The sequence below is a fragment of the Paractinoplanes maris genome, from assembly GCF_023544465.1.
Lineage (GTDB): Bacteria > Actinomycetota > Actinomycetes > Mycobacteriales > Micromonosporaceae > Actinoplanes > Actinoplanes maris.
Genome location: NZ_JALPVL010000001.1, coordinates 774,466 through 800,729, shown reverse-complemented (window position 1 = coordinate 800,729; position 26,264 = coordinate 774,466). Strand labels below are relative to the sequence as shown.

Sequence of the window (26,264 nt, the reverse complement as noted above, 5' to 3'; positions counted from 1 at the left end):
CCGTTCAATAGGGGTCGGCAAACTGTGGTGCATCCGTCTGCAAGAAGCGACTGCCAGGGATGAATGAGCGCTCATCGGCGCGTTTGCCGACTGTTCTGGCGCTGATCGTCGCGGTCCTCGCCGTCTCGTCCTCGGCCCCGCTGATCGCCTTCGCGGCCGCTCCGGCCCTGGCCCTCGCGTTCTGGCGGAACGCGCTGGCCACCCTGGCGCTCACCCCCATCACGTACGGGCCCCGGCGCGCCGAGATGCTCGGGGCCTCGCGCCGGGCGAAGGTCTTCGGCGTGCTCGCCGGCGTCGCCCTCGCGGCCCACTTCGCGACCTGGATGCCCAGCGTCCAGCTCGGCTCGGTGGCGACCTCGGCGGCACTGGTGGCCACCCAGCCGGTGTGGCAGGGCCTGATCGCGGCGGTTCAGGGGCGGCGCCCCTCGACGGCCGGGTGGGTGGGCATCGGCCTGGCCGTGGCCGGCGCCGCCTGGGCCACCGGGGCCGACATCGGCGTCTCCACCCAGGCGGTGCTGGCCGACGTCCTGGCGCTTCTCGGTGGTGTCTTCGCCGCCGTCTACACCGCCCTGGGTGAGCGGGCGCGGACCGAGTTGCGGACGACCACGTACACGTGGATCTGCTACGGCGTCTGCGCGGTGATCCTGCTGGTGGTGTGCCTGGCCGCCGGGCTCGACCTGGTCGGCTACGACCACCGCACGTGGGCTGCCGTCCTGGGCCTCGTCGTGGGGGCCCAGCTGCTCGGTCACTCGATGTTCAACTACGCGCTGGAGCACACGTCGGCCACCACGGTCAGCGTCCTCATCCTGCTCGAGGTGCCGGGCGCCGCCCTGCTGGCCTGGGTGTGGCTGGGCCAGCAACCGCGGCCGGCCGCCCTGCCCGGCTTGGCGCTGCTGCTGGCCGGCGTGGCCGTCTTCATCCTCGGCGCCACCCGTTCGACCAGCCCCGCGGTCGACCCCACCCTCCCGGACTGATTGACCCGCTGACCCCGGGGTGCCCCGACACCCCGCGCGCCCTGACACCCGTGCGCGCTCCGACACCCGCGCTCGTCCCGATGCCCGCGCTCGTCCCCATACCCGCGCTCGCCCGGTGCCCCCGCGGGCCGATCATCCGAGCGCGGGCGGCTCATCTATCTCGTACCCATTTGTTCTGTTCGCGCCTTTCGGTCGTTGAGCCTTGGCGGGCGCGCGCCTGGCGGCACGAGCCGGTGCCGGGTAGAGAGGGGGAATGCGATGTATGGGTCTCGATTCCGAATCGGCTGTCTGGCTGTGCTCGCGGCGGTCCTCGTGATCGGCGGCTGTGGCGACGCGATCGGCGACCAGCCCGCCGACGACCCCGGTCTGACCGGCGGCTGGAGCACCGCGGGCTGCGAGTTCCTGCGCCTGCCGGAGCGGATGGCCGTCGCCGGGGTGGCCATGCCGGTGACCCCGGCCAAACTGCAGGCCGCCATCGACCGGATCGACCACGTCGGCCACGAGCGCTTCGGCGTCAGCTACGCGGGCCTGGAGGTCGATCAGGAGAACACCCGCGCGATCGTGCACCGGGTGCCCTCGGCCGCCTTCGACGAGTTCATCCGGCAGACCGCCGAGGACACCTGCATCGTGGTCCGCGACGCCGCCCACACCGCCGCCGACCTGGCCGTCTGGCACGACCGGGTGCTGGCCGACCTGGACTATTGGACCCACACCGGCGTCCGCATCGTCTCGGTCGGTGCCCGCCACGACGGCGCCGGCGTCGAGATCGGCACCCAGGACCTCGATCGGGCCCGCACCGAGCTGCCCGCCCGCTACGGCCCCGAGGCTCCGCTGCTCTTCATCCAGGAAGCCCCGGTCCGTCCGCTGACCAACCCCACCGCGACCCCGCGCAACGACTGACCGCCGTTTCCCGCGGTTCGCCCCACGACGGGAAAGGTGTCCCTGGGGCAACCCGGGTGGAACCGGGCTGAGAGGATGGTCCGGGATGCGCCACGTCGGCTGCGACGTCGGCCCCGGTCACCGCGCCGGGAGCGACCACCGCGGCGGCAGACGGACCCGGGTCGCGACAGAGGTGGAGGTCCAGGTGGAGGCTGAGGAAGCGCAGGAAGCGCCGGTCACGTTACGGCTGGACGGAAAGGTCGCCCTGGTCACGGGGGCCGGAAGTCCGGACGGGATCGGTTACGCGACGGCGCGCCGGCTACGCGACCTCGGGGCGCGGGTGGCGATCGTGTCCACCACCCGGCGCATTCACGAGCGGGCGGCCGAGCTCGGCATCACCGGCTTCGTGGCCGACCTGACCGACGAGGCCGAGGTGGGCGCGCTGGCCGACGCCATCACCGACCAGCTGGGCGACGTCGAGGTGCTGGTCAACAACGCCGGCCTCACCAGCCGGGCCAGCCCCGAGATCCTGCGGCCGGTCTCCCAGCTGACGTACGACGAGTGGAAATCCGAGATCGACCGCAACCTGAGCACGGCGTTCCTGTGCAGCCGGGCCTTCCAGGGCGGCATGGCCGAGCGGGGCTGGGGTCGCATCGTCAACCTCGCCGCCACGGCCGGCGCGGTCAACGCTCTGCCCACCGAGGCGGCGTACGCGGCGGCCAAGGCCGGTGTCGTCGGCCTGACCCGCGCGCTCGCGATGGAGCTGGTGGCCGACGGCGTGAACGTCAACTGCGTGGCCCCCGGCACGATCTACACGGCCGCTTCCACGGTGTCCGAGATCAAGCAGGGCCTGGGTACGCCGATCGGCCGTCCCGGTGCCCCGGACGAGGTCGCCGCGGCGATCGCATTCCTCTGCTCGCCCGCGGCCTCCTACATCACCGGCCAGATGCTGGTCGTCGACGGCGGCAACAGTGTCCGCGAGGCCGAGTTCCGCTGATCTTCGTCGCGCGGCCGGCCGGGTGCCCGGCCGACCGGCGCGGTGTGCGAGTTACGGGCTCGTGCTGGAGGCGCCGGCGGCGACGATCCCGATGACGATGTAGAACGCGCAGATCAGCACGTAGATGCTGGTGAAGATGTAACTCAGCCACAGGCCGGCGGTGGCCAGGCCTTCGCCTTGCTCACCGGTCCGACGGATCTGCTTCTTGGCGACGTGCCCCATCACGATCCCGGCGGGCGGGAAGATGAACGCGAACACCAGCGCCAGGATGGCCATCGTGTTGGTCGTCGGCGGAGCGTAGGGCTGGCCGTAGCCCGGCTGCTGTCCGTACGGCTGCTTGTACGCGTCCTGCTGCCCGTAGGGCGGCGGCTGCCCGTAGGGCTGGCCACTCGACGGCTGAGAGCCATAAGGGTGCCCGGTGGACGGCTGAGAGCCATAAGGCTGCCCGGTGGACGGCTGAGTGCCATACGGCTGTCCGTAAGGCTGGCCGCTGGCCGGCTGCGATCCGTACGGCTGGCCGCTCGACGGCTCGGCCGAATAAGGCGCGGTCGGGTCGTACGGCTGCTGCCCATATGGCTGCTGCGGCTGATATGGATCCGGTGTGCCACCGGGTGGATACGTCATCAAGTCCTCCTCGTTCCCGGGCACCGTACTAGCCGGGCAGCCGAAGGGAACACGATAGGTGCACGTGTCCGCAGGTTGCGACGGTAATCGGACCGACCGGACCCGATCGTCAGGGCAGCTTGGTCAGGCTTCCGACGGCCCGCTCGACCGCCAGGCAGCGGTCTTCGACATAGTCGAGCCCGGCCTCCTCGGCGATGCGCCGTGCCTCGGCCGAGAAGATGCCGCTCTGCAGCCACACCGCCGGCGCCTTGATGGCGACCGCCTGCCGCACCACGTCGACCGCGTCGCTGGACGGCCGGAACACGTTGACCAGGTCGACCGGCTCGTCGAGGTCGGCCAGCGTGGGGACCGTTTTGACCCCGAACACCTCGTCGACGAACGGGTTGATCGGAATGATCCGCCACCCGTGCCGGAGCATCTGGAGCGGAACCGTGTGGGCCGGCTTGAACGGATCTCGTGACGCGCCGACCACCGCGATGACGTTCGCCTCGGCCAGGATCTGCTGTGCATCCCTCATGCGATCGACTGTAGTCACAGCAGAGTCAGTTGCTGGTCCACCGCAACCTCCCGCTGCGGGTCCACCGCCATCTCTCGCTGCGGGCCCTCCGCCGCCTCCCGCTCGTGGACCGGGTTGATCGCCCGCGCCTCACCGGGCTCGGCCCGGTGCAGGCCGTGCCGCCGGGCCGCGATGCGCACCCGGGCGGTGACCTCGCGCTGGTAGGCCTGAGGCGCGTAGGACCCGTTGCCGTAGAGCTCGCGATAGCGCGGTGCCAGGTCGGGACGGGTCCGGGTCAGCCACGCCGCATACCACTCCCGGGCGCCGGGGCGCAGGTGCAGCGGAAGCGGCGTCACGCTGGTGGCGCCGGCCGCCGCGATCGCCGCCACCGTCTCGTCGATCGACTCGTCGGTGTCGGTCAGGCCGGGCAGGATCGGAGCCATCAGCACGCCGACGTCGAAGCCGGCGTCGGTGAGCCGGCGCACCGCGTCGAGCCGGCGGCGCGGGCTGGGAGTGCCCGACTCGACCGCGCGCCAGACCTCCTCGTCGACGAAGCCGACCGAGAACGACAGTCCGACCCGGGTCACCTCGGCCGCCTGGGTGAGCAGCTCGAGATCGCGCAGGATGAGCGTGCCTTTAGTGAGGATCGAGAACGGGTTGGCGTGGTCGCGCAGCGCCGCCAGGATCTCGGGCATCAGCCGATAACGGCCCTCGGCGCGCTGATAGACGTCGACATTGGTGCCCATGGCTACCGGCGCGCCCGACCACCGTGGCGCCGCCAGCTCTCGGCGGATCAGCTCGCCGGCGTTGACCTTGACGACGATCTTGGAGTCGAAGTCGTGGCCGGTGTCGAGGTCGAGATAGCTGTGCGTGTGACGAGCGAAGCAGTTGTGACTGACCACGCCGTCGGCGATGAAGTCGCCCGTGCCGGTGGAGATGTCGAACAGCGGCAGGGTCAGACCGAGATCCTCGATGTCGACCACTGCGAGCTGACGCCCGGCCCGCACGCCCACTCCGGAGGCGTCGAGCGGCGCGCCGTCGATGCCGGTGAGGTGCCGGAACCGCAGGGCCGCCCACAGGTCACGATCGATCTCGACGGTGCCCGTGCCCCCGCCGCGCACCCGCACCGGGGTGCGGCTGGGCAGGCCGAGGTGGGTCAGTGCCTCGGTCACCCGCGCGAGGTAGAGCCGGTCGGCGCTGACGAAGCTGATCGCCAGCCGGTCGGCCCGCCCGACGGAGCCGAACGCACCGGCCAGAAAGCCCCTGTACCACCCCGTGGTGGGCAGCTCGGGCCAGCGCAGGGCCTCGTGCAGCGGCACGTCGTCGAGATAGCCGTCAGCCCGCGCCCAGGCGTCGTCGCCGCGCGCCGGCACGCCGCCGACGTCCCCACGGCCGACGTCCCCACGACCCGCGTCGCCGCGGATCAGGCCGCAGAGGAAGCCGGCCATGTAGTCGGGCGACTCCTTGGGCGGCTCGGCGAAGTGGCCGACCCCGAACATCAGGTCGCCCACGGCGAGCGCCGGCTGATGGGGCTCGGCCGGGCTGACGTGCCGCCAGCCGCGATCGGTGAGGAACCGGTGGTCGCCGCTGGACACCAGGCGGGTGCCGTCGGCCAGGGTCACGCGGAATGCGGCTTTGGACGTCGACCAGTGGTCGAGCACCGTGGTGGGCACATAGCGGCGGGTGGAGCCGGCGCCCATCGTGCCCATGACGGCGTCACCGGGGCGCAGGTCGGCCAGCCGCCGGGTGGCACCGTCGGCCATCAGGATCGGGGTGTCGCCGGAGAGGCAATAGGCGCAGGCGTGGGAGCACCCGCGATAGGGATTGATGGTCCACTCGAAGGGCACCCGCGACGCGCCGGGAACTCGGTTGATCAGGCTTTTCGCCTGGATCTCGTAGAACGTCATGCCGGCGAAGCCGGGGGTGTCGAAGGTGCGGACAGCGGCGCCGGGCAGCGCCAGCGGCAGGGGTGGTGCCGTCGGCGCTGCCCTGTCCTGGAGCGAGCCGCCGCCGGCAGGGGCCGACAGGTTGGACCATCGCATGGCAGGAATTCGAACACATGTTCGATCTGCTTGTCCAGTCAGCTTCGTGCGTGTCGCCGGCGACTCGCCGGGCGTACGAAAAGGCCCGCGAACCGAACCGGTTCGCGGGCCTGACGAGGAAAACGGGAGGGTCAGTGGCTGTGGGCGGCCAGCTGCTGACGGACCTCGTCCATGTCCAGCTTCTCGACCTGCTCGATCAGGTTCTCCAGGGCGGACTCGGGCAGAGCGCCGGGCTGGGAGAAGACGATGACGCCATCGCGGATGGCCATGATCGTCGGGATCGAGCGAATGTCGAACTTCGCGGCGAGAGCCTGCTCCGCCTCGGTGTCGACCTTGCCGAAGGTGATCTCGGTGTGCTTCTCGGAAGACCGCTCGTAGGTCGGGGCGAAGCGGACGCACGGCCCGCACCAGCTCGCCCAGAAGTCGACCAGGACGATGCCGTCCTTGTTGGTGACCTCGTCGAAGTTCTCAGCGGTCAGCGCAGTCGTCGCCATGTTGTCTCCGTCCACGGGAAATTGGCTTTCGTGCGGTGAAACCCATCCTTCGCACCAGCCATTCCCGATCCAGGGCCGGACGACACGTGGTCTGGAGCACCAAATCGGAACGCGGTGTGGAGCTGGGGCAACTCATCGTAACGATTAGTAAGGAGAGCGCTCCCGGTAACCGACCAAGTTGTAGCGCCCGATTTACGACCAGGAATGCGGACATCACGCGAGCCGTCACCCCGTAATGCCGCTGACCTCGGTGATCGTTCTCGCCGTACGTAATAGGAAAGGTTGTTAAATGTGACCCGGGTCACAGGCGAGGAACCTTCACATGGATACGCAGGGTGAGGCAGACTCTGTCTCAACAGAGCGTGGGCGGCGGGTGCCGGGGAGGGCCCCGCCGCTCATTGCGTCCCCACCCTTTTCCAGGCGCGAGGGCCGGTTCGGTTAGCGTAACCGCCCATGATTGCCGCCGAGGACGAGTCGGCCGACGTCGGTGTGGGGCCGTGGCCCGGTGACCGGCCCGACGACCCCCGTTACGACCCTGAGCTGCTGGCCGACGGCGATCGGCGCAACGTCGTCGACCGCTACCGCTACTGGCGCCGTGAGGCCGTCGTCGCCGATCTGGACAGTCGCCGGCACGATTTCCACGTGGCCATCGAGAACTGGCAGCACGACTTCAACATCGGCACCGTCGTGCGCAACGCGAACGCCTTCCTCGCGGCCGAGGTGCACATCGTCGGCCTGCGCCGGTGGAACAGACGCGGTGCCATGGTCACCGACCGTTACCAGCACGTGCGTCACCATCCGACCATCGAGGAGTTCGTGTCCTGGGCCGCCGGGCAGGACCTGCCGGTGATCGGGATCGACAACCTCCCGGGCTCCAAGCCGATGGAGACCGTCACGCTGCCGAGGCGCTGCGTCCTGCTGTTCGGGCAGGAGGGGCCGGGTCTCTCCGAGCCGGCCCGGGCGGCCTGCACCGAGCTGTTCTCGATCGCCCAGTACGGCTCGACCCGCTCGATCAACGCCGGGGTCGCCAGCGGCATCGCGATGCATGCCTGGATCCGCGCACACGCGGGACCCCCGCCCGGGTGAATCTCGCTGATGAGCCCGGGTTCTGCGGATCCGCTTGACGCGGCCTCCCGGGAGTCGCACGGTAGGAGGCGTGGGTGTCACAGTGAGTTGCCCCAGATGCGGTGCACAGGTGCGTAAGCCGGACCTGATGCACACCGGCTGGCGCTGCGACAACTGTGGTGAGGTCCCGCCGTTGCACGTGGCGGAGCACATCAACGCCGACATCGTCGACAGCATGCTCCAGCGTCAGGCCGGGGCGGGGGAGCAGACGCCGTTCTGGTGCCTGTGGCCGCCGCCGGCCGGGTGGATGGTCACCGGCGTCGGCTGGGCCGGCGACGATCGTACGGGTGTCCGAGCCTCGGTGGTCGCCTGCAGCGGGCCGGATCCGCTCGGTGGCGGGCCGGCCGACGTCGTGCTGATCGCCGAGCAGCCCGGGGTCGGGCTGGGCACCAGATTCGGCGGGATTCCCAGCATCGACCCTGGTCACCTCATTGCCGAGGCGCTCATCGCCGGGAGCGGCCACCCTGGACCGCACGCCAAGATCAAGGCAGCCGGGCACCCCACTCCACTGTGGTGCGTCAAGTCCCCGGAAGATCGAAGCGCGTACGTGAGTGAGGCGAAAGGAATGTGGCTCTATGCGGTAGCGTGGCCGGCAAGCGCGGGCTACTTTCTCGCCGAGCACGTCGTCCTGCACGATCTCTGCGAGGGGGTGCCGTCCGAGCTCGTGTACGGAGCGCCGTCGCCGTACCTGCAGGGCAAGGCCTAGCCAAGTCGGCCCCTGACCTGCAGATATGGAATCGGCTTTTCGGCCACATTGTTCACACCGAGCGACGAAACTGATACCGTCAGTACTGCCGCGGCGCTGACCGTCACCCGCACCCACAGGAGAAGGCCCGCCATGATCAAGAAGGTTCTGACCTGGCTTGGTATCGCGTTCTTGATCTTTTTCATCGCCTTCAACCCGAACTCGGCGGCATCGGTCTTCGAGTCACTCGGGGGCACGATCGCTGATATTGCCCGAGGCTTCGGCACGTTCTTCACGAACCTCGTCGCTTAGCATCACCCCATGGGTGGTCCAGCTGAGCCGCACGAGCCTCGAGGGGACGACGACGAGAGCTTCGGGTACAACGACCCGGCGTTCGACGGCGATCCCGACCACGATTACGCACGGCGACGTCGCGCCTATGCGGACGGTCCCGGTTACTCACCCGACGCCGGTTACTCGCCGGATGCGGGCTACTCGGAGGACGCCGGTTACGCCCGCAGCGCCGGCTACCGCGAAGACTCGGCCTATGACGACAGTGGCGAGGAGTACGAGGCGCCCGTCTTCACCGAGGAGGAGCTCGAGGGCCTCGGACCCGAGGGCGGTGGCGGCCCGCGCCGGGTGCTGCCGCTCGAGGACGAACCGACCACTCTGGTCGCCCGCTATCTCTTCCCGACCGAGCGTTATCGCGGCGAGTGGAAGAGACATTGGATCCACCTCTCCACGCCGCTCGGCATCGGGGCCGGCGCCACGCTGGCCCTGGGCTACCTGGCCGGCTTCCTGACCCGGCAGGACATCAACGGGCTGGTGACGGTGGCCGTCCTGATCTGGCTGGGCGTGATCAGCTGGGTCGCCTGGAAAGTCTTCGACTGGTATTTCGACCGCTTCATCCTGACCAACAAACGGGTGATGGTGGTCAACGGCATCATCACCCGCCGGGTGGCCATGATGCCGCTGCTGCGGGTCACCGACATGAAGTACGAGCAGTCCGCGCTCGGCCGCTTGCTGAGCTATGGCACGTTCGTGCTGGAGTCGGCCGGTCAGGACCAGGCGCTTCGCGAGGTCAAGCACCTGCCCAACCCCAACGAGCTGTACCTGCGGGTGGTCGAGGAGATGTACGAGCCGCAGGCGGTCGAGGCGCGTCTGGGCAAGGACACCGACGGCGACGACGCTTGATCGGCTTCTCGCGGCACGTGGTCGGGTCCGGGCCGACGCATCCTGTGACGAAGGGATCGTGCCCGGTGGGCGGCAGCGGGGTGCGCCGGGCCGGTAGCGTTTTGCGGTGACCCGAATCGACCTGCACTGCCACTCGACGGCCAGCGACGGGACGCTCACCCCGGCCGAGCTGGTGCGGGCCGGTGCGGCGGCCGGTCTCGACGTCATGGCTATCACTGATCACGACACCACCGGTGGCTGGTCGGCCGCCGCCCAGGCCCGGCCCGACGGGTTGCGGCTGGTGCGTGGGGCCGAGCTGTCCTGCCGCTGGCTCGGGGCCGAGGAATGGCCGATCGCGCTGCACATGCTGGCCTACCTCTTCGATCCGGCCGAGCCGCGGCTGGCCGGCGACCTGGCCCGCATGCGGACGGACCGGGAGCAGCGGGCCGAGAAGATCGTGGCCAAGCTCAGCGCCGACGGGGTGCCGATCACCTGGGACGAGGTGTACGGCTACGCGGCGGGCGGCTCGGTCGGGCGGCCGCACATCGCCCAGGCGCTGATCCGGGCCGGGCTGGTGCGCACCACGAACGAGGCGTTCGCCTCGCGGTGGCTGGGCGCGCGATACTTCGTACCGAAATCGGACCTTGACGTCTTCGAAGCAGTGCGAGCGGTGCGGGCGGCCGGCGGCGTGACTGTTTTCGCCCATCCGCGGGCGACGGTGCGCGGGCGGGTCGTGCCCGACGAGCTGATCATCCAGCTGGCCGACGCGGGGTTGTTCGGGCTCGAGGCCGACCACGAGGATCATTCGCCGGCCGAGCGGGAGCATGTGCGCGCGCTCGCTGACGAACTCGGTCTCGTGGTCACCGGGTCGTCCGACTTCCACGGCACGCACAAGACTGTGCAGCTCGGCGCCTTCCTGACCGACCCCGAGGCGTACGAGAAGATCGTCTCGGCCGCGACCGGGGTGCCGGTCCTGGGGTGATGCCCGCCGCATCGACCTGCGTCGAGGGGCACCTGACCCCTACCGTGATCGGGTGAATCTGAAGCTGCTCGGCGAGGTCTTCGTGACTTTGCTGGTGATCGTCGACCCGCCCGGCATGGTTCCGGTGTTCCTGGCGCTGACCGGGTCGATGGACGGGCGCGCCCGGATGAAGGCGGGCACCCAGGCGGTGCTGCTCGCGCTCGGGGTGATCGTCGGTTTCGCGGTGGCCGGGCAGACTCTGCTCGACTATCTGCACGTGGAGCTGCCGGCGTTGCAGGGTGCGGGCGGTCTGCTGCTCATCCTGGTCGCGTTGCAGCTGCTCACCGGCAAGGCCGACGAGCCGTCCGAGCAGGGTGGCACGAGCAACGTCGCCCTGGTGCCGATCGGGACGCCGCTGCTGGCCGGGCCGGGCGCGATCGTGGCCACGATGCTCTTCGTCCGGCGGGCCGACGGCTTCGACGAATACGTGGTGATCGGCATCGGCATCGTGCTGGTCATGCTGACCGTCTGGCTGGTGCTGCGCTTCTCGGGCGGCATCGTCAAGCTGCTGCGACCGGCCGGCATCGAGGTGCTCACCCGCATCGCCGGTCTGCTGCTGGCGGCCATCGCGGTGCAGCTGATCGCGGACGCCATCGACGCTTTCGTCCAGCTTTACATCGCCCAGGGCTGACGGCTTCTTGTCGTACCCGGCTGGCAGGATTGTCCTGTGCCCTCCACCAGACCCCCCAACGCGCGAACTCCGAGCGTGGTGCCCGAGCAGCTCGGCTTCGCCGGCATGCCCGAGCGGCTCTTCGTGTGCACGCCGAGCAAGCTCGGGGCGTTCGCGGATTGTCCCCGCCGTTACCGCTATTCCTACGTCGACCGGCCCACGCCGCCCAAGGGTCCGCCGTGGGCGCACAACTCGCTGGGCGCGAGCGTCCACACCGCCCTCAAGAACTGGTATGCCGTTCCGGTCGAGAGCCGTGAGCCGGGCGTGCTCCCCCGGCTCCTCAAGGCCACCTGGGTGCGTGAGGGTTATCGCGACGTCGACCAGGAGCGGGTGACGTATCGGGCGGCTTTGCGCTGGCTCGAGACCTACGTCCACGGTCTCGACCCGGTCGACGAGCCGCTCGGCGTCGAGCGGGTGGTGGCCACCAAGACGGCGGTGCTGGCCTTCAACGGGCGGGCCGACCGCATCGACTCCCGTCGCGGCGCCGACGGGCCCGAGGCCGTGATCGTCGACTACAAGACCGGCCGGTCCGGGCTCGACGCGGATGACGCCCGCGGTTCTCAGGCGCTGGCGCTCTACGCCTATGCGGCGCAGCGGGTGTTCCGCCGCCCCAGCTATCGGGTCGAGCTGCACCACCTGCCCACCGGCACGGTCGTGTCGCACGAGCACACCGAGGAGTCACTGGCCCGCCAGGTCCGCCGGGCCGAGGACACGGCGCGCGACATCATGGCCGCCGAAAAGGCCGTGGCGGCCGGCGCCGATCCCGACGCCGAGTTCCCCACCAATCCGGGGGCGCTCTGCTCGTGGTGCGACTTCCGCAAATCCTGCCCCACCGGCCGGGAGGCCCCCGCCAAAGACCCGTGGACGTCGGTGGAGCACCTGACCCTCACGTCGTGATTTCGCCTGCTCCGCGCGGCGGCCGGCTCGTGCGCTGACGTCGCCTGTTGCTCGTGGTGCCCTGGTCGTGTCGGTCGGCTTCGCGGCTGACGGGGCTCGGTCAGTGGATCAGTCGTCGCTGACGTTGGCGCGGGCCAGGGCAGCCTGGCGCATGGGGGCAGTGCGGTATTTGCGCGGCAGCGTGTTGAGGACCGTTGCCAGCAGGAGGCGCATGCTTCGCGCCGACAGGTCGGCGGTGACGTCGGTGGTGGGCCAGCCGAGGCCGCCGTAAAGGCGCCTCGCCCACGGTGGGAGCAGTGCGGCCGCGGTGCCGGCGACACCCAGATAAGCCCAGCGGGCCGGGCCCAACGTCATGCCCAGGCGCAGGGCGCGGTTCCCGAAGTTGGGCACGGGCGGCACGGTGAGGAAGAAGGCGGTCTCCGCGCTCTCCTTGGTGAGGCTCAGTCCGGGGCGCATCGACTCGTAGTAGGCGTCGATCTCGGCGGCCGTCGCGGGCACCGTGGCCGGATCCAGACCGACCAGTTCGGCCGACCTCAGCTGCTCGGTGTAGTACTGATCGACCTCGGCCGGGGTCAGCTTGAGGCCCGCCCGCGTCGCCGTGGTCAGGAACGACTCGACCTCGGCCACATGGACCCAGCGCAGCAGGTCGGGCTCGTCGATGCGGAAGGTCTCACCCGTACGGGGGTCGGTCGCGGTCATTCGTGAATGCAGCCGGCGGAGGCGGCTCGCGGCCCGCTCGACCTCGTCGGTGGTGCCGTAGATGACCGTGCCCACGTACTCCGATGTGCGGTTGAGGCGACCCCAGGGGTCGGCGCGGTAGCCCGAGTTCTGCGCCACGCCGGCCACGGCCCGCGGGTGCAGCGCCTGCAGGTAGAGGGAGCGCAACCCGCCGAGCAGGAGGATCGGCTCGCGGTGGAGCTTCCAAGTGACTGATTGCGGTCCGAACAACCCGACGTCGACGCTCATACACTCAAGATTGCCACGTCCGACCGGCAAACTTGAACTCGTTCAGTTTCAGATCGCGCCTAGTCAGACGGGTTTGAGGCTCGGGAAGCTGACTCCGCCCGCGCCCGATGGCGGCCCGGCGGGCTGTCTCGAGAGGTGGGCTCCCGGCCCGGCGAGGCGCGGCTTGGTGATCCGCAGGCCATGCTCACGAAGCAGCTGAAAACCTGGTCAGACGCCAGTTGATCAAAGTCGGTTGAAGGGTGAACCAACGCGGGCCGACGGGCGTACGCCCATGTGTTGATGTTTGCGTCGTCAGACAACTCTAAGCTGACGGCTCGATCAGTTCCTGAGGAGGCGTCGTGTTCGACCAGATCAACGGCCTGCCCGTGCACGTACTCGTGCTGCACGCGGCGGTCGTTTTCGTCCCGCTGCTCGCGCTCGGGGCGGTGGTCTACGCGCTGGTACCCCGCTGGCGGCCCCGGATGGGGTGGGCGCTCGGCCTGCTGGCGATCGTCGCACCGGTGTCGGCCCTGGTGGCCAAGGCCTCCGGGACGGAGCTGTACAACCGCCTGCTGGCTCAGGGGCTGAAGGGCCCGGGCAAGGAGCTCCTTGACGACCACATGGGTTTCGGCTCGCTGACCGCCTGGTTCACGCTGGCCCTCGGCGTGGTGAGCCTGGTGATGGTGGCCCTGACCTGGCGTCGCGGTGCCACCCGCCTGCCTCTGATCGGCGAGGTCGGCGCCGCCGTCGTGCTCATCGTGTTGGCGGCGCTCTCGGGCTACTACGTCTACCAAACGGGAGACTCCGGCGCGACCGCCGTCTGGGGCACCTACTGAGGTCTGCTGTTCCGCCCCGGGGCTTTTGTGTTCCTGGCCTTCGGCGCGCCGAACAGTTGGCGGTGCTCGGGGTGTGGGTGGTTGGCGCGGCTCGGCTGCGAACGGTTGGCCGTGCTCGGGTGTGGGTGGTTGGCGCGGCTCGGCTGCGAACGGTTGGCGGTGCCCGGGTGCAGACCGGCTCGCTGTCCGCTGGCGGGGTCGGGCCTGGAGTGCCGGAGGCGTCGCCGGAGCTTTGTCAGAACAGGAAACGGGCGCAGAGGAGACAGAGCAGGATCAACGCGATGGCGCCGGCCACCAGGCCTACGCCGTAGGTGACTGTGCGGGCGGAGCCTTCCGAATCGTCCAGAGCGTCCATGTCCTGCGCGGGCATGTCGCGCGGCGGGGGTGAGCTGGCGATGGTCGGCGGGCGCCAGTGCGGGGACGGCGGCGGCGTGCGCGGCGGGCCGGGGTAGACCGGGCCGGGATCCGGGGTGGGCCGCTCCGGCTCTCGGGCAGGCTGGGCGGAGTCGGGATCTGGTCGCTGCCAGTACGCGTCGTCCGGGACGCCCGTGGGGGTGGTCACGTTCACCGACGGTACAGCCGAAGGGGGAAGACGTCGGCAGCGGCGCGGGCCTAGGCTCATAGGCGTGGACATCCTGGATGAGCCCGAGCGCGACAACGACGCCGAACGCGAGGTCGACTTCGAGTCGGAAGAGGCGGCTGTCCTGCCCGACCAGACCCGCGACGACACCGAGCGCGGTTGGGGCGAACAGTCAGCCGACAACGACGAGCGTCTCCTCGAGGACCGCCCGCCCCACTGGTAATCGGCCCCGTGCGGCGCCCCTGAGCACTGCCCGCAACCAACGCCCAGCCATGGCCCGCGGCGTCGATGAGTGCTGCCCGCGACCGAGAAGCGGCGGGGGTGCATGCTGCCCACCGGCGAACGTCCGGCCGTAGCTTTCGGCGCCCGTGAGCAACGCTCGCGACGCAAGGCCGGGTCATGCCTTACGGCGCAGGTGCACGCACAGCCCAGCGATGAGCGCTGCGCTGCGCCGGCGAGCGCCGCTCTCGACCCACGTCGGCCTGTGCAATACGGCGCAGGTGTGCGCGCTGCCCGACGGTGATCGTCAAACCGTGGCCTGCCGCGTCCGTGAGGACTCTCGGCGCACGAGAACTCCAGCCAGCAGGCCGGCGATGAGAAGAGGCGCGCGGCTGTGGGCCGCGATGGACGAGTTCTGCCTGGGGAAGCGTCGGGCCGTTGTGCGCGACCAATGTTGAGCTGCTCGGCGGTACCGACTTGCAGTGCTGCCGCGGCGGATGCTTGGTGGTCGGCGTGCGGTCTGGTGTGGGCGCAGCCGGTGGGTAGGGGTCAGTCGGGGCGGATGAGGATGGTGAAGCTCTGGCCGGGGGCTGCCACGGCGTGCGGGGCCTCCGTGGGGGAGAGCGCGAGCAGGAGGCCGCCGGCTGTGGGGTCGTCGCGGGCGGTGACCTGGAGGACGAGGGCGGATTGGGCCACCGGCGTGGTGCTGCCGTCGGAGCCGTTCAGGCGCAGCAGGTCGACGCGGTTGCCTGGCTCCACCAAAGCCAGGGCGGCTGGGTCGGACAACCGGATGGGGACTCCCAGGCTGCCCGTGGGGACGGTCGGGGCTGAGGAAGGTGCGGACGCCGGTGGGGAGCTGGTGACCGGGACGGCGTAGGTCGGCGGGTCACAGCTCGGTGGGGGTGACCACGACACCAGAGCGGCGGTGCCCAGCAGGATCGCGACCGCTGCGAGGCGTAGCAGCAGGCCGCGGGCCGGTGGGCGCCAGCGCACGGGATCCAGACGGCCGCCGTCGCGGCTCGGTGGATCCGGCGCCTGGGCCAGGGCGGAACCCAGCCGGGACGTGCTGGATCTGCCCATGGTGTTGCCCTCCCGCTCGCTCTGGCGTCGCGGTCCGGCGGCGCCGAGGCAGACGTTAGGCGGGATGAGAGATCGTTCGCCGGGGCCCTGTGGACAGGGCGGCAATGTGGAAAACCGCGCGTTCCGGCGAGGACCTGCTATGCCGCGGGCGGCGGGTTCGTGCGGAGACATGGCGAACCGCGCCAGGCTGTGAGGGCCTGGCGCGGCTGACGAGGGGATCAGGAAGTGGCTGCGGCCTTCGTGCTGCTTCCGGAGCTCGACGATGACGTCGACGTCGAGCTCGAGGAGGAGGAAGAAGACGAGGACGGTGAGGTCGACGGGGTGGACGACGACGAGGACGAGTCACTCGTCGAGGTCGACGAGTCGGCCTTCTTGGTGGTCTCGGTGCTTCCGGGCTTCTCGGCGCCCGCGTTGGCGGAGCGGGAGTCGTTCCGGTAGAAGCCGGAGCCCTTGAAGACGATGCCGACCGAGTTGAAGACCTTGCGGAGCTTGCCTTCGCAGTTGGGGCACTCGGTCAGCGCTGCGTCGGAGAACGACTGCACGGCTTCGAGCTGATGTCCGCACTCGGTGCAGGCGTACTGGTAGGTAGGCACGGCTCCTCCGGATCTGTCGGCTACTGGCACTCGCCAGCTCCGAGTGCCAAATATGCGCCATCGGAGGTCCTTTCGTCCACTCGACCCGGCGTCTGAGCGCTCACACCGGCCGATCGGCAAAAACGGTCAGGCCTCCGCCGGGGGTGATTACCGCGTGGACCGGGCTGTCGTGCGGCTCGGACGGCACCGTTTCGACCAGCTCCCCGTCGTGCAGCAGCGCCACCACCAGGGGCCCGCCCGCGGCCGGCAGCCGCCCCAGCGCCCGGTCGTAGGAGCCGCCCCCGCGTCCCATCCGCAGGCCGGAGCGATCAACGGCCAGCGCCGGCACGAGGACGAGATCGGCGCCGGCGACGGCCGAGACGCCGAGACGCGGTCCGGCGGGTTCCAGCAGTCCGCGGCGCCCGGCGACAAGGTTCAGGCCATCTGCCCAAGCGTCCGGGAGGCCCGCCGGGCCGGTAGGAGAAGGCTGGTGGGCGGCCCAGTCCAGGTCACCGTCCGGCAGGAGCACGGGAAGGAGCACGCGCGCGTGTTCGGCGAGCGCCGTGACCAGGCCCGGGCCGCCCGGCTCGGAGCCGATGGGGACGTACGCCGCGATGACCGAGGGCCTCTCCCGGCGTACGAGGGAAAGGGTTTGACCCTGGATCTGTGCGGCCGCGGCGGCTAGCTCGTTGGACGTGAGTGAACGACGTGAAGTGAGGAGGCGATTGCGGAGCGCGATCTTGGCGGCCCGAGATCGTTCCGCGGCACGGGTTAAATCGGACACCCAACACCCCCTGTTGAAAAGCGGCAAACGGTGCACACTATGTCAGCATCGCTCCAAAGAGGGCCAGCGCCGGGAGGATGCGTGACGCTACGTGGCCGGCTCACCACCGCTTTCCTGGTGGTTGTGCTCGGTCCGGTCCTGCTCGGGTCCATCTTCGTCGCCCTGACTGTTGCCACGGTGAGCCGGGATCGGACCGCCGAGCGACTCGATCATGCCGCCTCGACGGTGCGTACCGGCATCGCCGCGGCCTGTCTGCGCCTGCAAGCCGCGGCCGACGCGGTGGCCGTGGTCCCGTCCGGCGACCGCGGGAACGTCGTCGGCCAGCTGGTCAAGCGCGGTCTCGCCACCGACATCCGGATCGACGGGACCGCCCCGCCCGCGACCGGCGACTGCGCGTCCCCGGCCCCCCACTTCGGGAACACGCCGATGAACACCATCTCGGCCCGGGCCGTCACCGGCGACGTCGTCGTCACCGCCGAGCAGTCGGTCGACACCGCCTTCATGGATCGGCTCGAGGCGGCCGGCGGTACCGAGGTCACCTTCACCTCCACCGAGCAGCCCGACGGCGAGCGCCGCGAGCTGATCCCGCAGACCGGCCAGCCGCTCGCCCTCACCCTCACCGTGCCGCCGAGCGAGCCGACCTTCCTGTACGTCGTACTCCCGGTCGCCGTTCTCGTCGCCGCCCTGGCCGCGGTGCTGGTCGCGCGCCGGCTGGCCCACTCCACCACCCGCCCGCTGGGCGATCTCGCGTGGGCCGCCGACCGCGTCGCCGACGGCGAGCTCGACACCCGCGTCCCGATCCCGCACCCCGACGAGCTGGGCCGGCTGGCCGCCACGTTCAACCGGATGACCCGCGAACTGCAGGCCTATGTGCAGGCGCTGACCGCCAGCCGGGATCAGCTGCGCGGTCACCTGGCGATCCTCGGCGAGACGCTTTCCAGTACGCACGACCTGCACCGCATCCTGCAGGTCATCCTGCGGACGGCCCTGGCCGCGACCGGCGCCCGGGCCGGGCTGGTGCTGCTGATCGACCGGCCCACCGGCGAACTGGTGGCACAGTGCGGCATAGGGCTGGCCGGCCGCTGGGACGTCCCCGAGAGCGAGCTGCCCGAGCAGCGCCTGCCGGTCGGCGAGGGGGTGCTCGGCGCCGTCGCGGCCAGCGGTGAGCCCCGCCGGGGCCGGGGCGAGCTGGCTTCGGCCGAGCCACCCTGCCGCACCTATGTGGCGGTGCCGATCTGTGCGCCCGGCGTTCCCGAGGAGCCGGGCGACCCGGTGCCGTTCCCCGAGACGCTGGGCGTGCTGGCGCTCTACGACCGGGTCGGCGGGGACGCCTTCGACGACTCCGATCTGAGCACGCTGCGCACGTTCGCCGGTCAGGCCGGGGTCGCGGTGCACAACGTACGGATGCACGAGGAGGCACAGCGGCTCTCGCTGACCGACCCGCTGACCGGGCTCTGGAACTACCGCTACCTGCGGGAGTCGCTGCGCCGGGAGGTGGAGCGGGCCAGCCGTTTCGGGCGCATGCTCGCGGTGCTGGTGCTCGACCTCGACCACTTCAAGGACGTGAACGACACGTACGGGCACGCGGCCGGGGACGCGGTGCTGGGGGAGTTCGCCCGGCGCATCCGGATCGGCCTGCGCGAGGTCGACGTGGCGTTCCGCCAGGGCGGTGAGGAGTTCGTGGTGCTGTTGCCCGAGACGGACGCGTACGGCGGGGCGATCGTGGCCGAGCGGCTCGGTGCGGCCGTCCGGGACCGTCCCGTGGTTGTCGAGGGCACCCAGATCCCGATCAGCGTGTCCATCGGAGTGGCGGTCTTCCCGGAGCACGGCGAGAATTCACCGCAGGTGCTGGCGGCGGCCGACCGTGCGCTCTACGCCGCCAAGAGGGCCGGGCGCGACACGTTCCGGTTGGCCGAACCCGGTGATGTGACGAAGTCAGTGGTTTCACCAGGCGATCATGAAGGGGATTTTCATCCGACGACGGCGGTGCCGACCGGGACACGACCGCCGCAACACAGACGTGGCCGATAGTCTCGCGGCATACCACGGCACGACTGAGCGAAGGTGCGGTGACCTTGATGACCTCGAACGCGCACGCGTCCGGCCGCCGGGCGGTGAAGGCCGTCATCCCGGCGGCCGGCCTGGCGACCCGGTTCCTGCCGGCCACCAAGGCCGTGCCCAAGGAGCTGCTGCCGGTTGTCGACCGGCCCGTGCTGCAGTACATCGTCGAGGAAGCCGCCGCCGCCGGACTCACCGACGTCCTGCTGGTCACCGGCCGGGGCAAGACCTCGATGGTCGACCACTTCGACCGCCGGCCCGACGTGGAGGACCGGCTCGAGAAGAAGGGCGACCTCGAGCGGCTGGCCGCCGTGCGCCGCACCAGCGAGCTGGCCGACATCTACACCGTCCGCCAGGGCGAGGCGCTCGGTCTGGGCCACGCGGTCGGCACTGCCGCCGCGCATGTCGGTGACCAGCCGTTCGCCGTGCTGCTCGGTGACGAGTTCGTCGAGCTCGACAAGCCGCTGCTCCCGGCCATGATCGACCTGCAGGCCCGGACGGGCGGCATCGTGCTGGCGCTGGGCGAGGTCAAGCCGGAGGAGACGTCGCGCTACGGCATCGCCTCGGTCGAGCCGTCCGACCTGGCCGACGATGCCGTCGAGGTGACCGGGCTGGTCGAGAAGCCCGCGCCCGACGAGGCGCCGAGCAACCTCGCCGTCCTCGGCCGCTACATCCTGCCGGCCAGCATCTTCGAGGCCATCGCCACCACGAAGCCGGGCAGCGGCGGCGAGATCCAGCTGACCGACGCGATGGCGCAGCTGCTGGCCGACGGTGTGCCGGTGCACGCCATCGTCTACCGCGGCCACCGCTACGACACCGGCATGCCGCTGGGCTACCTGCAGACGGTCGTCATGCTGGCGGCCGCGCGCGACGACCTGGGCGAGGAGTTCCGGAGCTGGCTGGCCGAGTTCGTCGCCGGCGGTGCGAAGGGATGACGGCCACGGCCGATGCCGAGGCGGCCGCCAACGAGCTCAAGCCTCTCGCCGAATACCTGGGCAGCGTGCTGCGCAGGTTGCGGGCGCTGCCTCCGCTCGACCTCGACCTCACCCAGGCCCACGGCAACGTGCTGGCCAACGACGTGCTCGCGCCGCACCCCTACCCGGCCTTCGACCAGGCCGCGATCGACGGCTACGCGGCCCGCTGGGAAGACCTCTCCGGAGCCGGGCGGGTGGGTTCCCACCCGTCCTTCGGACGGTTCGAGGGCGGGCCGCGGCCGGTCCGGCTCAATGTGGTCGGTGACCTCGGCGCGGCCAGCTGGCGACCGGTGCGGCTCACCCCGGGTACGTGTTTCTCGGTGGCCGCCGGGGCACCGCTGCCGATCGGCGCCGACGTGGTCGTGCCCGTGCACTGGACCGATCAGGGCATGGCCGCGGTGGAGATCCTGCACGCGCCGAAACGCGGATCCGGCGTACGCCGGGCCGGTGACGAGATCGCGGCCGGGCAGGTCCTGGCTCCGGCCGGGGCGTATGTGACACCGCCGATGGTGGCCACCTTCGCCGCCTCGGGCATCGGGCACGTCGTGGTGCGGCCCAGCCCGCGCGTCGTGGTCGTGGCCACCGGCGACGAACTGGTCGACGTGGGCCGGCCCAGCCAGCCCGGGCAGATCGTCGACGCCAACTCGCACGCGCTGACCGCCGCCGCGGTCGAGGCGGGGGCCCTGGCCTACCGGATCGGCATCTGCGACGACGACCCCGAGGGCCTGCGCGGGCTGCTCGAGGACCAGACGCTGCGAGCCGACCTGATCATCACCACCGGCGGCACCGGCACCGGGCCGGGCGACATGCTGCGCCGGGTGCTCTCCCGCCGCGACCCCGGCCGCGGTGCCGTCGAGTTCACCGATGTCGCGCTCTGCCCGGGCGCCACGCTCGGCTTCGGCACGGTCGGTGGCGAAGAGGTCCCGGTCGTGTGCCTGCCCGGCGAGCCCGGCGCGGCGCTGATCGGCTTCGAGGTGCTGGCCCGCCCGGTCATCCAGCTGCTGGCCGGGTCCGAGCCGGTCTTCCGGCCCAGCGTCAAGGCGCACCTGCTGGAGACCGTGTCGTCGCCCGGTGGGTTGCGCGAGTTCCGTCCCGCGCACGTGGCCGAACGGCGTGGTGGCGGGCACACGGTGCAACCGCTGGCCGGTGGGCCGTACACTCTTTCCGGCCTGGCCGAGGCCAACGGATTGCTGGTGCTCGGTGAGCGGGTCACCACGGCGGCCGCCGGCTCGACCGTGGATGTGCTGCTTCTCGACCGGAGACGATGATGCTGGGTTCCACACCCGGATGGCCCGCCGTCCTGGCGGACGGACCGGTGGTGTTGCGACCCTACAAACGCAGCGACGGCCGGAGCTGGTCCGAGGTGCGGATCGCCAACCAGGAGTGGCTCGCCCCCTGGGAGTCGGCCCCGCCCGGCCCGTGGTCCGAGATGAACTCGACGCGGGCCTACAGCTACGTCTACCAGGACATGCGCCGGTCGGCCCGCAAGGGCGAGAGCATGCCGTTCGCGGTCTGTCTCGACGACCAGCTCGTCGGCCACCTCAACTTGGGCAACATCGTCCGGCGGGCCTTCAGTTCGGCGTACGCGGGATATTGGGTCGACCATCGGGTCGCCGGCCGGGGCGTGATCCCGACCGCGCTCGCGCTCGCCGTCGACCATGCTTTCGGCCCCGGTGGCCTGCACCGCATCGAGGTCAACATCCGTCCGGAGAATAGGCCGTCGCGGCGCGTGGTCGAGAAGCTGGGCTTCCGCGAGGAGGCCTACCACCAGCGCTACATGCACATCGACGGCAACTGGCGTGATCATCTTGGATACGCCCTGACCAGCGAGGAGATCGCCGCCGAAGGCGGTCTGCTGGCCCGGTGGCGCCGCGTGCGGGCCTGACCGCCGTGTGCCGATTGATCCTTACGCCCGACACGCCCGGCGCGTCGAGCATGTTTCCGCAGCTCGCGGCCGTAGCCTCGGGGAGATTGGGTCTTGCGGTCCGCCACCGTAGACGTGTAATGGCGGGCCGCCCGTAGCTGACGGGAGGGTTGAGGGTGCCGACCTCGGTGCTCCTCGCCGTCCTCGCCGCGGCCGGACTGCTCGCCCTCGCACCGGCGCTGGTTCGCCGGTACGACGCCACCGAGCGGCTCGCCGCGGAGCGGGCGTCGTCGACGGCGAGGGTGCTTCAGCGCCACCGCCGTCGCCGCACCGTGCCCGGACGCCGACCGATCAACCCCGGACGACTGGTCACGGTTACGGTCCCGGCCGCCCCCGAGCCGCAGCGCCGCCTGCGCCTGGTCACCCCGGGCCGCCGCCCCATCCGGCGCGGCCCGCAACGCCGGCACACCCCCGCGGTGGTCCGCCGCCGCCGGGTCTTCGCGGCGCTGATGCTGCTCAACATCATCGAGCTGGTCGGCGTGCTCGCGGTCGGCCCCGGCTTCTGGATCGGCTTCGCGGTCACCGGCATGCTGCTGGCGATCGACCTGGTGCACCTGCGCAACCGGGCCCTGGCCGACCGCCGGCGCCGCCGCGTCGAAGCCCGTGAGGCCGCGTGGCTGGCCGCCCAGCAGGCGATGGTGCGCCGCGAACAGGCCCGGCGCGCCCGCGACCGCCGCGAGAAGCAGAAGCAACTGGCCGCCCAGCGCGAGGCCGCCCGCCGCACGGCGATGGGGCTGGACCGCGAAGAGGCCCCGGCCGCGGCGCCCTCGGTCTACTACCGGCGAGCCGGCGGTCTGCGCGGCCGGGCGTACGAGGCGGGCGGGCGACACCACACCGCATAGGTAGGCCCGGTTCGCGGCGCCGGCCAGGAACCTGTTAGCCTTCTTGAGGTTCCCCGGACAGCTGTCCGAGGGCTGGTAAGGGGCTGTGGCGCAGTCTGGTAGCGCACCTCGTTCGCATCGAGGGGGTCTGGGGTTCAAATCCCCACAGCTCCACAAGCAAGAATGTCTCACGTGCAAGGCCCGATCTGAGGATCGGGCCTTTTTCGTTGTCGCCAGGCGTGGTCTCGGGGAAGCGTCAGTTGGTTGACATGCGACTACTAGGCACGTAGCTTTTCTGGCTCGACCAGGAAGAGCGTGTGCAGACAAAAAAGGGGGGAAGCGGCCGTTACGGCGACTTCCCCCCACTACGCCCCGGAGGGTAACCCGCTGTGGTTTTGGTTGACAAGCCGTATGACCGTGGCGTGCACAAGAGGCTGCTGGACTACTACTCCCGGTCGACCCCTGGAACCGGCAACTGTGGCGCCTGAGTTCGGTGTTGGAGACGAGGGAACTTCTGGAGGCGCGTCGAGCGAGGCACGAAGGTGTCCTGTCCGAGCCCTCGGTCAAGTATCTGAGTGATGCGCTGGTCCGTGCTCCGCACTGGAGTTGCTGGAGCCGCTCGACTCGGGCACGCCGGCCGCAGCGGTTGCCGGGGGAGCTGGGCGGCGATCGAGGCGCTTTTCATCGGGCCCGGAGACGGCAGAAATCGGGTGGTGGCGGCGACTCGCATGGCGCGAATCGTGGCTTGCAGCTACATCAGAGCCGAGCTGACTTCTTTGGCGAACGCCTATGCCGGTGAGTTCGCGGACACTCTGGCGGAGAAAATACGTCAGACGCCGGAGAACATCGACAAGGCGCGCATCTTCGAGGATGCCGTCGAAGCCGGGATGGTGACCGGGTTCGCTCGTACTCGCCATCGTCTGGCGTTACAACGGGTGCAAGCACTCGTAGCCCAACCCGCCGCAGTCCTGCCGAGGATCATTTCCCAAGTGGAAGACGCCTTCCGCCGTCTCTACCGGCAGCGAAATCTCATCGTCCACGCGGGAGACCTGACTTCCGTCGCGCTCGGTGGAACGCTGCGCACGGCGGCTCCGCTCGTCGGGGCGGGCATTGATCGGATCGTTCACGCCAGTGCGGTCGGAGCAACCTCGCCACTTCAAGTCGCCGCGACAGCTGAAGTCAATCTCGAACGTGTCGTAGACGGCGACACCCGCCTGGTAGAGCTCCTCGGCTGACGAGCGGCGGTAGTCAGAGCGCCCAGTAGCAGTAGAGGTGCCAGCCGTTCGCTTGGCGGGTCAGCGCGGCCAGGCGGTGGAGGAAGGACTCTATGCCGGTGGGGTCCAGGCCGGCCAGTAACGGGGGTCGGACAGCACTGCTTCGTACGAGGTGTTGGTCAGGATCGATTCCAGGTTGCCCAGGTTGACCACCGGGTCGATGTTCTTTGCTTCGACTGTGGGCAGGTCGGTCGAGACGGGGCCGCCGTCGGGGAGGGCGGTCAGTGCGATGGTGTCGTCGGGGGCGAGAAAGTAGTCGGTGAAGGGCATTCGCGGATCGTAGAGCGGATCGTGGATGGGTGCGGCCGGGCCGCGGCGCCGGGACGCATCGTCACCAGATCGTCCAGCCACCGTCGACGACGACGTTGGTGCCGGTTGTGTAGCTGGATCGTGGGGACGCCAGGTAGAGGATCGTGGTGGCGATCTCGGCGGCGTCGCCGACGCGGCCCAGGGGGGTTTGCTGGGCCAGCCGGGCGACCAGCTCGCGGTCGCCGCCGTCGCCGGGGAACGGGCCGGGCGTCACGCAGTTGACCCGGATGCCGGCTGGGCCCAGTTCGACCGCCGCGTAGCGGGTGAGTTGCACCAGGCCGGCTTTGACGGCGCCGTAATAGGGCGGGTTGCCGGCCTCGGGCGTGTCGTACAGGTGGGGCTTGGGGCTGACCACGCCGTACATCGAAGCGACGTTGATGATCGACGGGGAGCCGTCGGCCGCCTCGAGCAGGGGGCGGGTCGCGTCCAGGAGGCGCTGGAAAGCGCCCAGCGCCAAGTCGGCCGCTTCCCGATAGTCCGACGGTTTCGAGGTGCGCAGCGAGCCGCCCTTCCCGACGTGTGCGTTGTGCACCAGCACGTCCAGCCGGCCGTGCTCGTCGCGCAGGCGGGCGCCGAGCGCGGCCACGTCCTCGTCGACGGTGACGTCGCAGCGGGCGGCCCGGCAGTCACCGGGCAGCTTGGCGGCCAGCGCGTCGAGGCGGCCCTGGTCGCGGCCGACCAGCCAGGTGGTCGCTCCGGCCACGGCCAGCGCCTCGGCCATGACCTGGCCCAGGCGGCCGGTCGCGCCGGTCACCACCGCCACCCGGCCGCGCAGGCCGAAGAAGTCGTCCAGCGTCGTCATGCGTTCCACCGGCTCGGGTCGAGCAGCTCCACCGGCAGCTCGGGCAGCTCGGCCAGCGCCTGCTCCCGTTCGGCGTCGGTCAGCGGCTTGCGGCTGATCAGGTCGGCGTTGCGCCGCAGCTGTTCCTCGGTCTCGGCCCCGACCACCAGCGAGGTGACCCAGGGCAGCGACAGCAGGTAGGCCAGGCAGAGATCCGTACGGTCCTCGCGCCCGAACTCGACGGCCAGCCGGTCGAGGGTGGCGACGACCCGGTCGCGCTCGGCGTCCGGCAGGTGCGGCCAGGCCACCTCACGGCCGGCGGCGAGCAGCCCCTGCAGGTACGCGCTGCGGACAGTGACGACCAGATCGTCCGGAATGTTGGTGAAGACCGCGAGCCAGCGCTTGTCGAGAATGTTGCACGGCAACTGGACGTAGCCGAGATCGGGCAGCGTGAGCACCCGGCGCAGCTCGTCGGGCGACTGCACCGAGACGCCCACCCGATCGGCCTCGCCCGTCTCGAGGCAGCGGCGCAGGTCGGACCAGCCGGCCTCGGCGTCGGCCGCGCGGTGCAGCAGGACCGTCAGCGGGGCGGTGAGACCCAGGGCCTGGCGGCTGGCGGCGAGACTCTCGCGCACCGGGGCGCCGGGGCCGATCTTGGTGATGACGGCGAGGTCGAGACCGGGCAGCGCGGCCCCGAGCCGGCGCTCGCTGTCCCCGTACGCCCGGGCGGTGTCGACGTGGGTGACTCCGAGCTCCTGGGCGGCGGTCAGCATGCGTACCGCGGCGTTGTCGTCCGGCACGCCGGTGCGGTTGGCTATGCCGTACGCCCCACCGAGCTGAGCCGTGCCGAGCACCAGCGCCGACTGGCGGTAGGCGCCCCGCGCCCGGACCGGGACAACCGGCCCCGCCTGGTCTTTCATCCGTCGTCCTCCGCCGGCTGCCTCGCCGTTAGTTGATGGTCGATCCGAACGGTACAATCGCTCGCCGTACGCCCGAAAAGGCCGTACGCCCTGAACGTATCGCCCGCCGC

General features: G+C 70.6%; 30 protein-coding genes and 1 tRNA gene. 20 read left to right on the top strand and 11 right to left on the bottom strand.

All coding sequences use genetic code 11. From position 1 onward, the window contains the following. Positions 1-59 precede the first annotated feature (59 nt). The 3 genes from NAG42_RS03850 to NAG42_RS03840 all read left to right on the top strand — a co-directional run bounded on the left by NAG42_RS03850 (position 60) and on the right by NAG42_RS03840 (position 2,850). Positions 60-974, top strand: a complete 915-nt coding sequence (locus NAG42_RS03850) for a DMT family transporter (RefSeq protein WP_250027917.1) — start codon at positions 60-62, stop codon at positions 972-974. Between the two features lie 258 nt (positions 975-1,232). Beyond that, positions 1,233-1,874, top strand: coding sequence for a hypothetical protein (locus NAG42_RS03845; protein WP_250027914.1), 642 nt, complete (start codon positions 1,233-1,235; stop codon positions 1,872-1,874). A 184-nt stretch (positions 1,875-2,058) separates the two neighbouring features. Next, entirely contained in the window at positions 2,059-2,850 is a 792-nt protein-coding gene (locus NAG42_RS03840; protein WP_308201105.1) for an SDR family NAD(P)-dependent oxidoreductase, read from the top strand. Between the two features lie 51 nt (positions 2,851-2,901). On the opposite strand, the gene NAG42_RS43900 is transcribed toward NAG42_RS03840, so the two are convergent. The 4 genes from NAG42_RS43900 to trxA all read right to left on the bottom strand — a co-directional run bounded on the left by NAG42_RS43900 (position 2,902) and on the right by trxA (position 6,506). Then, positions 2,902-3,474 carry a DUF4190 domain-containing protein gene (locus tag NAG42_RS43900; protein ID WP_284044703.1) on the bottom strand — a complete coding sequence of 191 codons (573 nt, stop codon included), beginning with the start codon at positions 3,472-3,474 and terminating at the stop codon, positions 2,902-2,904. A gap of 109 nt (positions 3,475-3,583) precedes the next feature. After that, positions 3,584-3,991: a CoA-binding protein gene (locus tag NAG42_RS03830; RefSeq protein WP_250027912.1), complete on the bottom strand. Its 408-nt coding sequence runs from the start codon at positions 3,989-3,991 to the stop codon at positions 3,584-3,586. Between the two features lie 14 nt (positions 3,992-4,005). Further along, positions 4,006-6,012, bottom strand: a complete 2,007-nt coding sequence (locus NAG42_RS03825) for an intein-containing Rv2578c family radical SAM protein (RefSeq protein WP_250027909.1) — start codon at positions 6,010-6,012, stop codon at positions 4,006-4,008. A 131-nt stretch (positions 6,013-6,143) separates the two neighbouring features. After that, positions 6,144-6,506: a thioredoxin gene (gene trxA, locus NAG42_RS03820; protein WP_250003302.1), complete on the bottom strand. Its 363-nt coding sequence runs from the start codon at positions 6,504-6,506 to the stop codon at positions 6,144-6,146. A gap of 453 nt (positions 6,507-6,959) precedes the next feature. Here trxA and NAG42_RS03815 point away from each other — a divergent pair, with 453 nt between their 5' ends. From NAG42_RS03815 to NAG42_RS03785, 7 genes are all read left to right on the top strand, one after another. Continuing rightward, on the top strand, positions 6,960-7,592 hold the full coding sequence (locus tag NAG42_RS03815) for a TrmH family RNA methyltransferase (RefSeq protein ID WP_250027907.1): 633 nt from the start codon (positions 6,960-6,962) through the stop codon (positions 7,590-7,592). A 70-nt stretch (positions 7,593-7,662) separates the two neighbouring features. Beyond that, a complete protein-coding gene (locus NAG42_RS03810) occupies positions 7,663-8,337 on the top strand; it encodes a DUF6758 family protein (RefSeq protein WP_308201104.1) in 675 nt (224 codons plus the stop codon). Positions 8,338-8,469: 132 nt separating this feature from the next. Beyond that, a complete protein-coding gene (locus tag NAG42_RS03805) occupies positions 8,470-8,628 on the top strand; it encodes a hypothetical protein (RefSeq protein ID WP_166661190.1) in 159 nt (52 codons plus the stop codon). 9 nt (positions 8,629-8,637) lie between these two features. Next, complete coding sequence (locus NAG42_RS03800; RefSeq protein WP_250027905.1) at positions 8,638-9,510, top strand: PH domain-containing protein; 873 nt, start codon at positions 8,638-8,640, stop codon at positions 9,508-9,510. Between the two features lie 106 nt (positions 9,511-9,616). Then, positions 9,617-10,471, top strand: coding sequence for a PHP domain-containing protein (locus tag NAG42_RS03795; RefSeq protein WP_250027903.1), 855 nt, complete (start codon positions 9,617-9,619; stop codon positions 10,469-10,471). A 52-nt stretch (positions 10,472-10,523) separates the two neighbouring features. Further along, positions 10,524-11,141 (top strand): MarC family protein, encoded by a 618-nt coding sequence (locus NAG42_RS03790; RefSeq protein ID WP_250027900.1) that lies wholly within the window; start codon positions 10,524-10,526, stop codon positions 11,139-11,141. 105 nt (positions 11,142-11,246) lie between these two features. Then, complete coding sequence (locus NAG42_RS03785) at positions 11,247-12,077, top strand: RecB family exonuclease (protein ID WP_250028350.1); 831 nt, start codon at positions 11,247-11,249, stop codon at positions 12,075-12,077. Positions 12,078-12,185: 108 nt separating this feature from the next. On the opposite strand, the gene NAG42_RS03780 is transcribed toward NAG42_RS03785, so the two are convergent. Then, a complete protein-coding gene (locus NAG42_RS03780) occupies positions 12,186-13,043 on the bottom strand; it encodes an oxygenase MpaB family protein (RefSeq protein WP_250027898.1) in 858 nt (285 codons plus the stop codon). Positions 13,044-13,381: 338 nt separating this feature from the next. Here NAG42_RS03780 and NAG42_RS03775 point away from each other — a divergent pair, with 338 nt between their 5' ends. Beyond that, positions 13,382-13,858: a DUF2231 domain-containing protein gene (locus NAG42_RS03775; RefSeq protein ID WP_250027896.1), complete on the top strand. Its 477-nt coding sequence runs from the start codon at positions 13,382-13,384 to the stop codon at positions 13,856-13,858. Between the two features lie 235 nt (positions 13,859-14,093). Here NAG42_RS03775 and NAG42_RS03770 read toward each other — a convergent pair whose 3' ends face one another. Beyond that, positions 14,094-14,420, bottom strand: coding sequence for a translation initiation factor 2 (locus tag NAG42_RS03770; protein ID WP_308201103.1), 327 nt, complete (start codon positions 14,418-14,420; stop codon positions 14,094-14,096). 64 nt (positions 14,421-14,484) lie between these two features. Here NAG42_RS03770 and NAG42_RS03765 point away from each other — a divergent pair, with 64 nt between their 5' ends. Continuing rightward, on the top strand, positions 14,485-14,661 hold the full coding sequence (locus tag NAG42_RS03765) for a hypothetical protein (protein WP_250027892.1): 177 nt from the start codon (positions 14,485-14,487) through the stop codon (positions 14,659-14,661). A 545-nt stretch (positions 14,662-15,206) separates the two neighbouring features. On the opposite strand, the gene NAG42_RS03760 is transcribed toward NAG42_RS03765, so the two are convergent. After that, positions 15,207-15,737: a hypothetical protein gene (locus NAG42_RS03760; RefSeq protein WP_250027890.1), complete on the bottom strand. Its 531-nt coding sequence runs from the start codon at positions 15,735-15,737 to the stop codon at positions 15,207-15,209. A 225-nt stretch (positions 15,738-15,962) separates the two neighbouring features. Here NAG42_RS03760 and NAG42_RS44790 point away from each other — a divergent pair, with 225 nt between their 5' ends. Further along, positions 15,963-16,175: a hypothetical protein gene (locus tag NAG42_RS44790; RefSeq protein ID WP_250028376.1), complete on the top strand. Its 213-nt coding sequence runs from the start codon at positions 15,963-15,965 to the stop codon at positions 16,173-16,175. A gap of 255 nt (positions 16,176-16,430) precedes the next feature. Here the strand turns inward: NAG42_RS44790 and NAG42_RS03745 are convergent, their stop codons facing one another. After that, a complete protein-coding gene (locus NAG42_RS03745; RefSeq protein WP_250027888.1) occupies positions 16,431-17,093 on the bottom strand; it encodes a 5-formyltetrahydrofolate cyclo-ligase in 663 nt (220 codons plus the stop codon). Positions 17,094-17,270: 177 nt separating this feature from the next. On the opposite strand from NAG42_RS03745, the gene NAG42_RS03740 reads away from it, so the two are divergent. From NAG42_RS03740 to NAG42_RS03710, 7 genes are all read left to right on the top strand, one after another. Beyond that, positions 17,271-19,124 carry a sensor domain-containing diguanylate cyclase gene (locus tag NAG42_RS03740; protein WP_438872361.1) on the top strand — a complete coding sequence of 618 codons (1,854 nt, stop codon included), beginning with the start codon at positions 17,271-17,273 and terminating at the stop codon, positions 19,122-19,124. 47 nt (positions 19,125-19,171) lie between these two features. Continuing rightward, on the top strand, positions 19,172-20,086 hold the full coding sequence (locus NAG42_RS03735; RefSeq protein WP_250027883.1) for a UTP--glucose-1-phosphate uridylyltransferase: 915 nt from the start codon (positions 19,172-19,174) through the stop codon (positions 20,084-20,086). Then, positions 20,083-21,393, top strand: a complete 1,311-nt coding sequence (locus NAG42_RS03730; protein ID WP_250027882.1) for a molybdopterin molybdotransferase MoeA — start codon at positions 20,083-20,085, stop codon at positions 21,391-21,393. The genes NAG42_RS03735 and NAG42_RS03730 overlap by 4 nt, the downstream gene beginning before the upstream one ends. Beyond that, positions 21,390-22,010, top strand: a complete 621-nt coding sequence (locus tag NAG42_RS03725; RefSeq protein ID WP_250027881.1) for a GNAT family N-acetyltransferase — start codon at positions 21,390-21,392, stop codon at positions 22,008-22,010. The genes NAG42_RS03730 and NAG42_RS03725 overlap by 4 nt, the downstream gene beginning before the upstream one ends. A gap of 149 nt (positions 22,011-22,159) precedes the next feature. Continuing rightward, positions 22,160-22,891, top strand: coding sequence for a divisome protein SepX/GlpR (gene sepX, locus NAG42_RS03720; protein ID WP_250027880.1), 732 nt, complete (start codon positions 22,160-22,162; stop codon positions 22,889-22,891). Between the two features lie 79 nt (positions 22,892-22,970). Beyond that, positions 22,971-23,044: transfer RNA gene (locus tag NAG42_RS03715), tRNA-Ala, on the top strand. A 554-nt stretch (positions 23,045-23,598) separates the two neighbouring features. Beyond that, positions 23,599-24,105 carry a hypothetical protein gene (locus NAG42_RS03710; RefSeq protein ID WP_250027879.1) on the top strand — a complete coding sequence of 169 codons (507 nt, stop codon included), beginning with the start codon at positions 23,599-23,601 and terminating at the stop codon, positions 24,103-24,105. 90 nt (positions 24,106-24,195) lie between these two features. Here NAG42_RS03710 and NAG42_RS03705 read toward each other — a convergent pair whose 3' ends face one another. The 3 genes from NAG42_RS03705 to NAG42_RS03695 form a co-directional block, all read right to left on the bottom strand. Then, positions 24,196-24,414, bottom strand: coding sequence for a hypothetical protein (locus tag NAG42_RS03705; protein ID WP_250027878.1), 219 nt, complete (start codon positions 24,412-24,414; stop codon positions 24,196-24,198). A 61-nt stretch (positions 24,415-24,475) separates the two neighbouring features. Further along, positions 24,476-25,255 carry an SDR family NAD(P)-dependent oxidoreductase gene (locus tag NAG42_RS03700; RefSeq protein ID WP_250027877.1) on the bottom strand — a complete coding sequence of 260 codons (780 nt, stop codon included), beginning with the start codon at positions 25,253-25,255 and terminating at the stop codon, positions 24,476-24,478. After that, positions 25,252-26,154, bottom strand: a complete 903-nt coding sequence (locus tag NAG42_RS03695) for an aldo/keto reductase (protein ID WP_250027876.1) — start codon at positions 26,152-26,154, stop codon at positions 25,252-25,254. Before NAG42_RS03695 ends, NAG42_RS03700 begins: the two co-directional genes overlap by 4 nt. Positions 26,155-26,264: the final 110 nt, after the last annotated feature.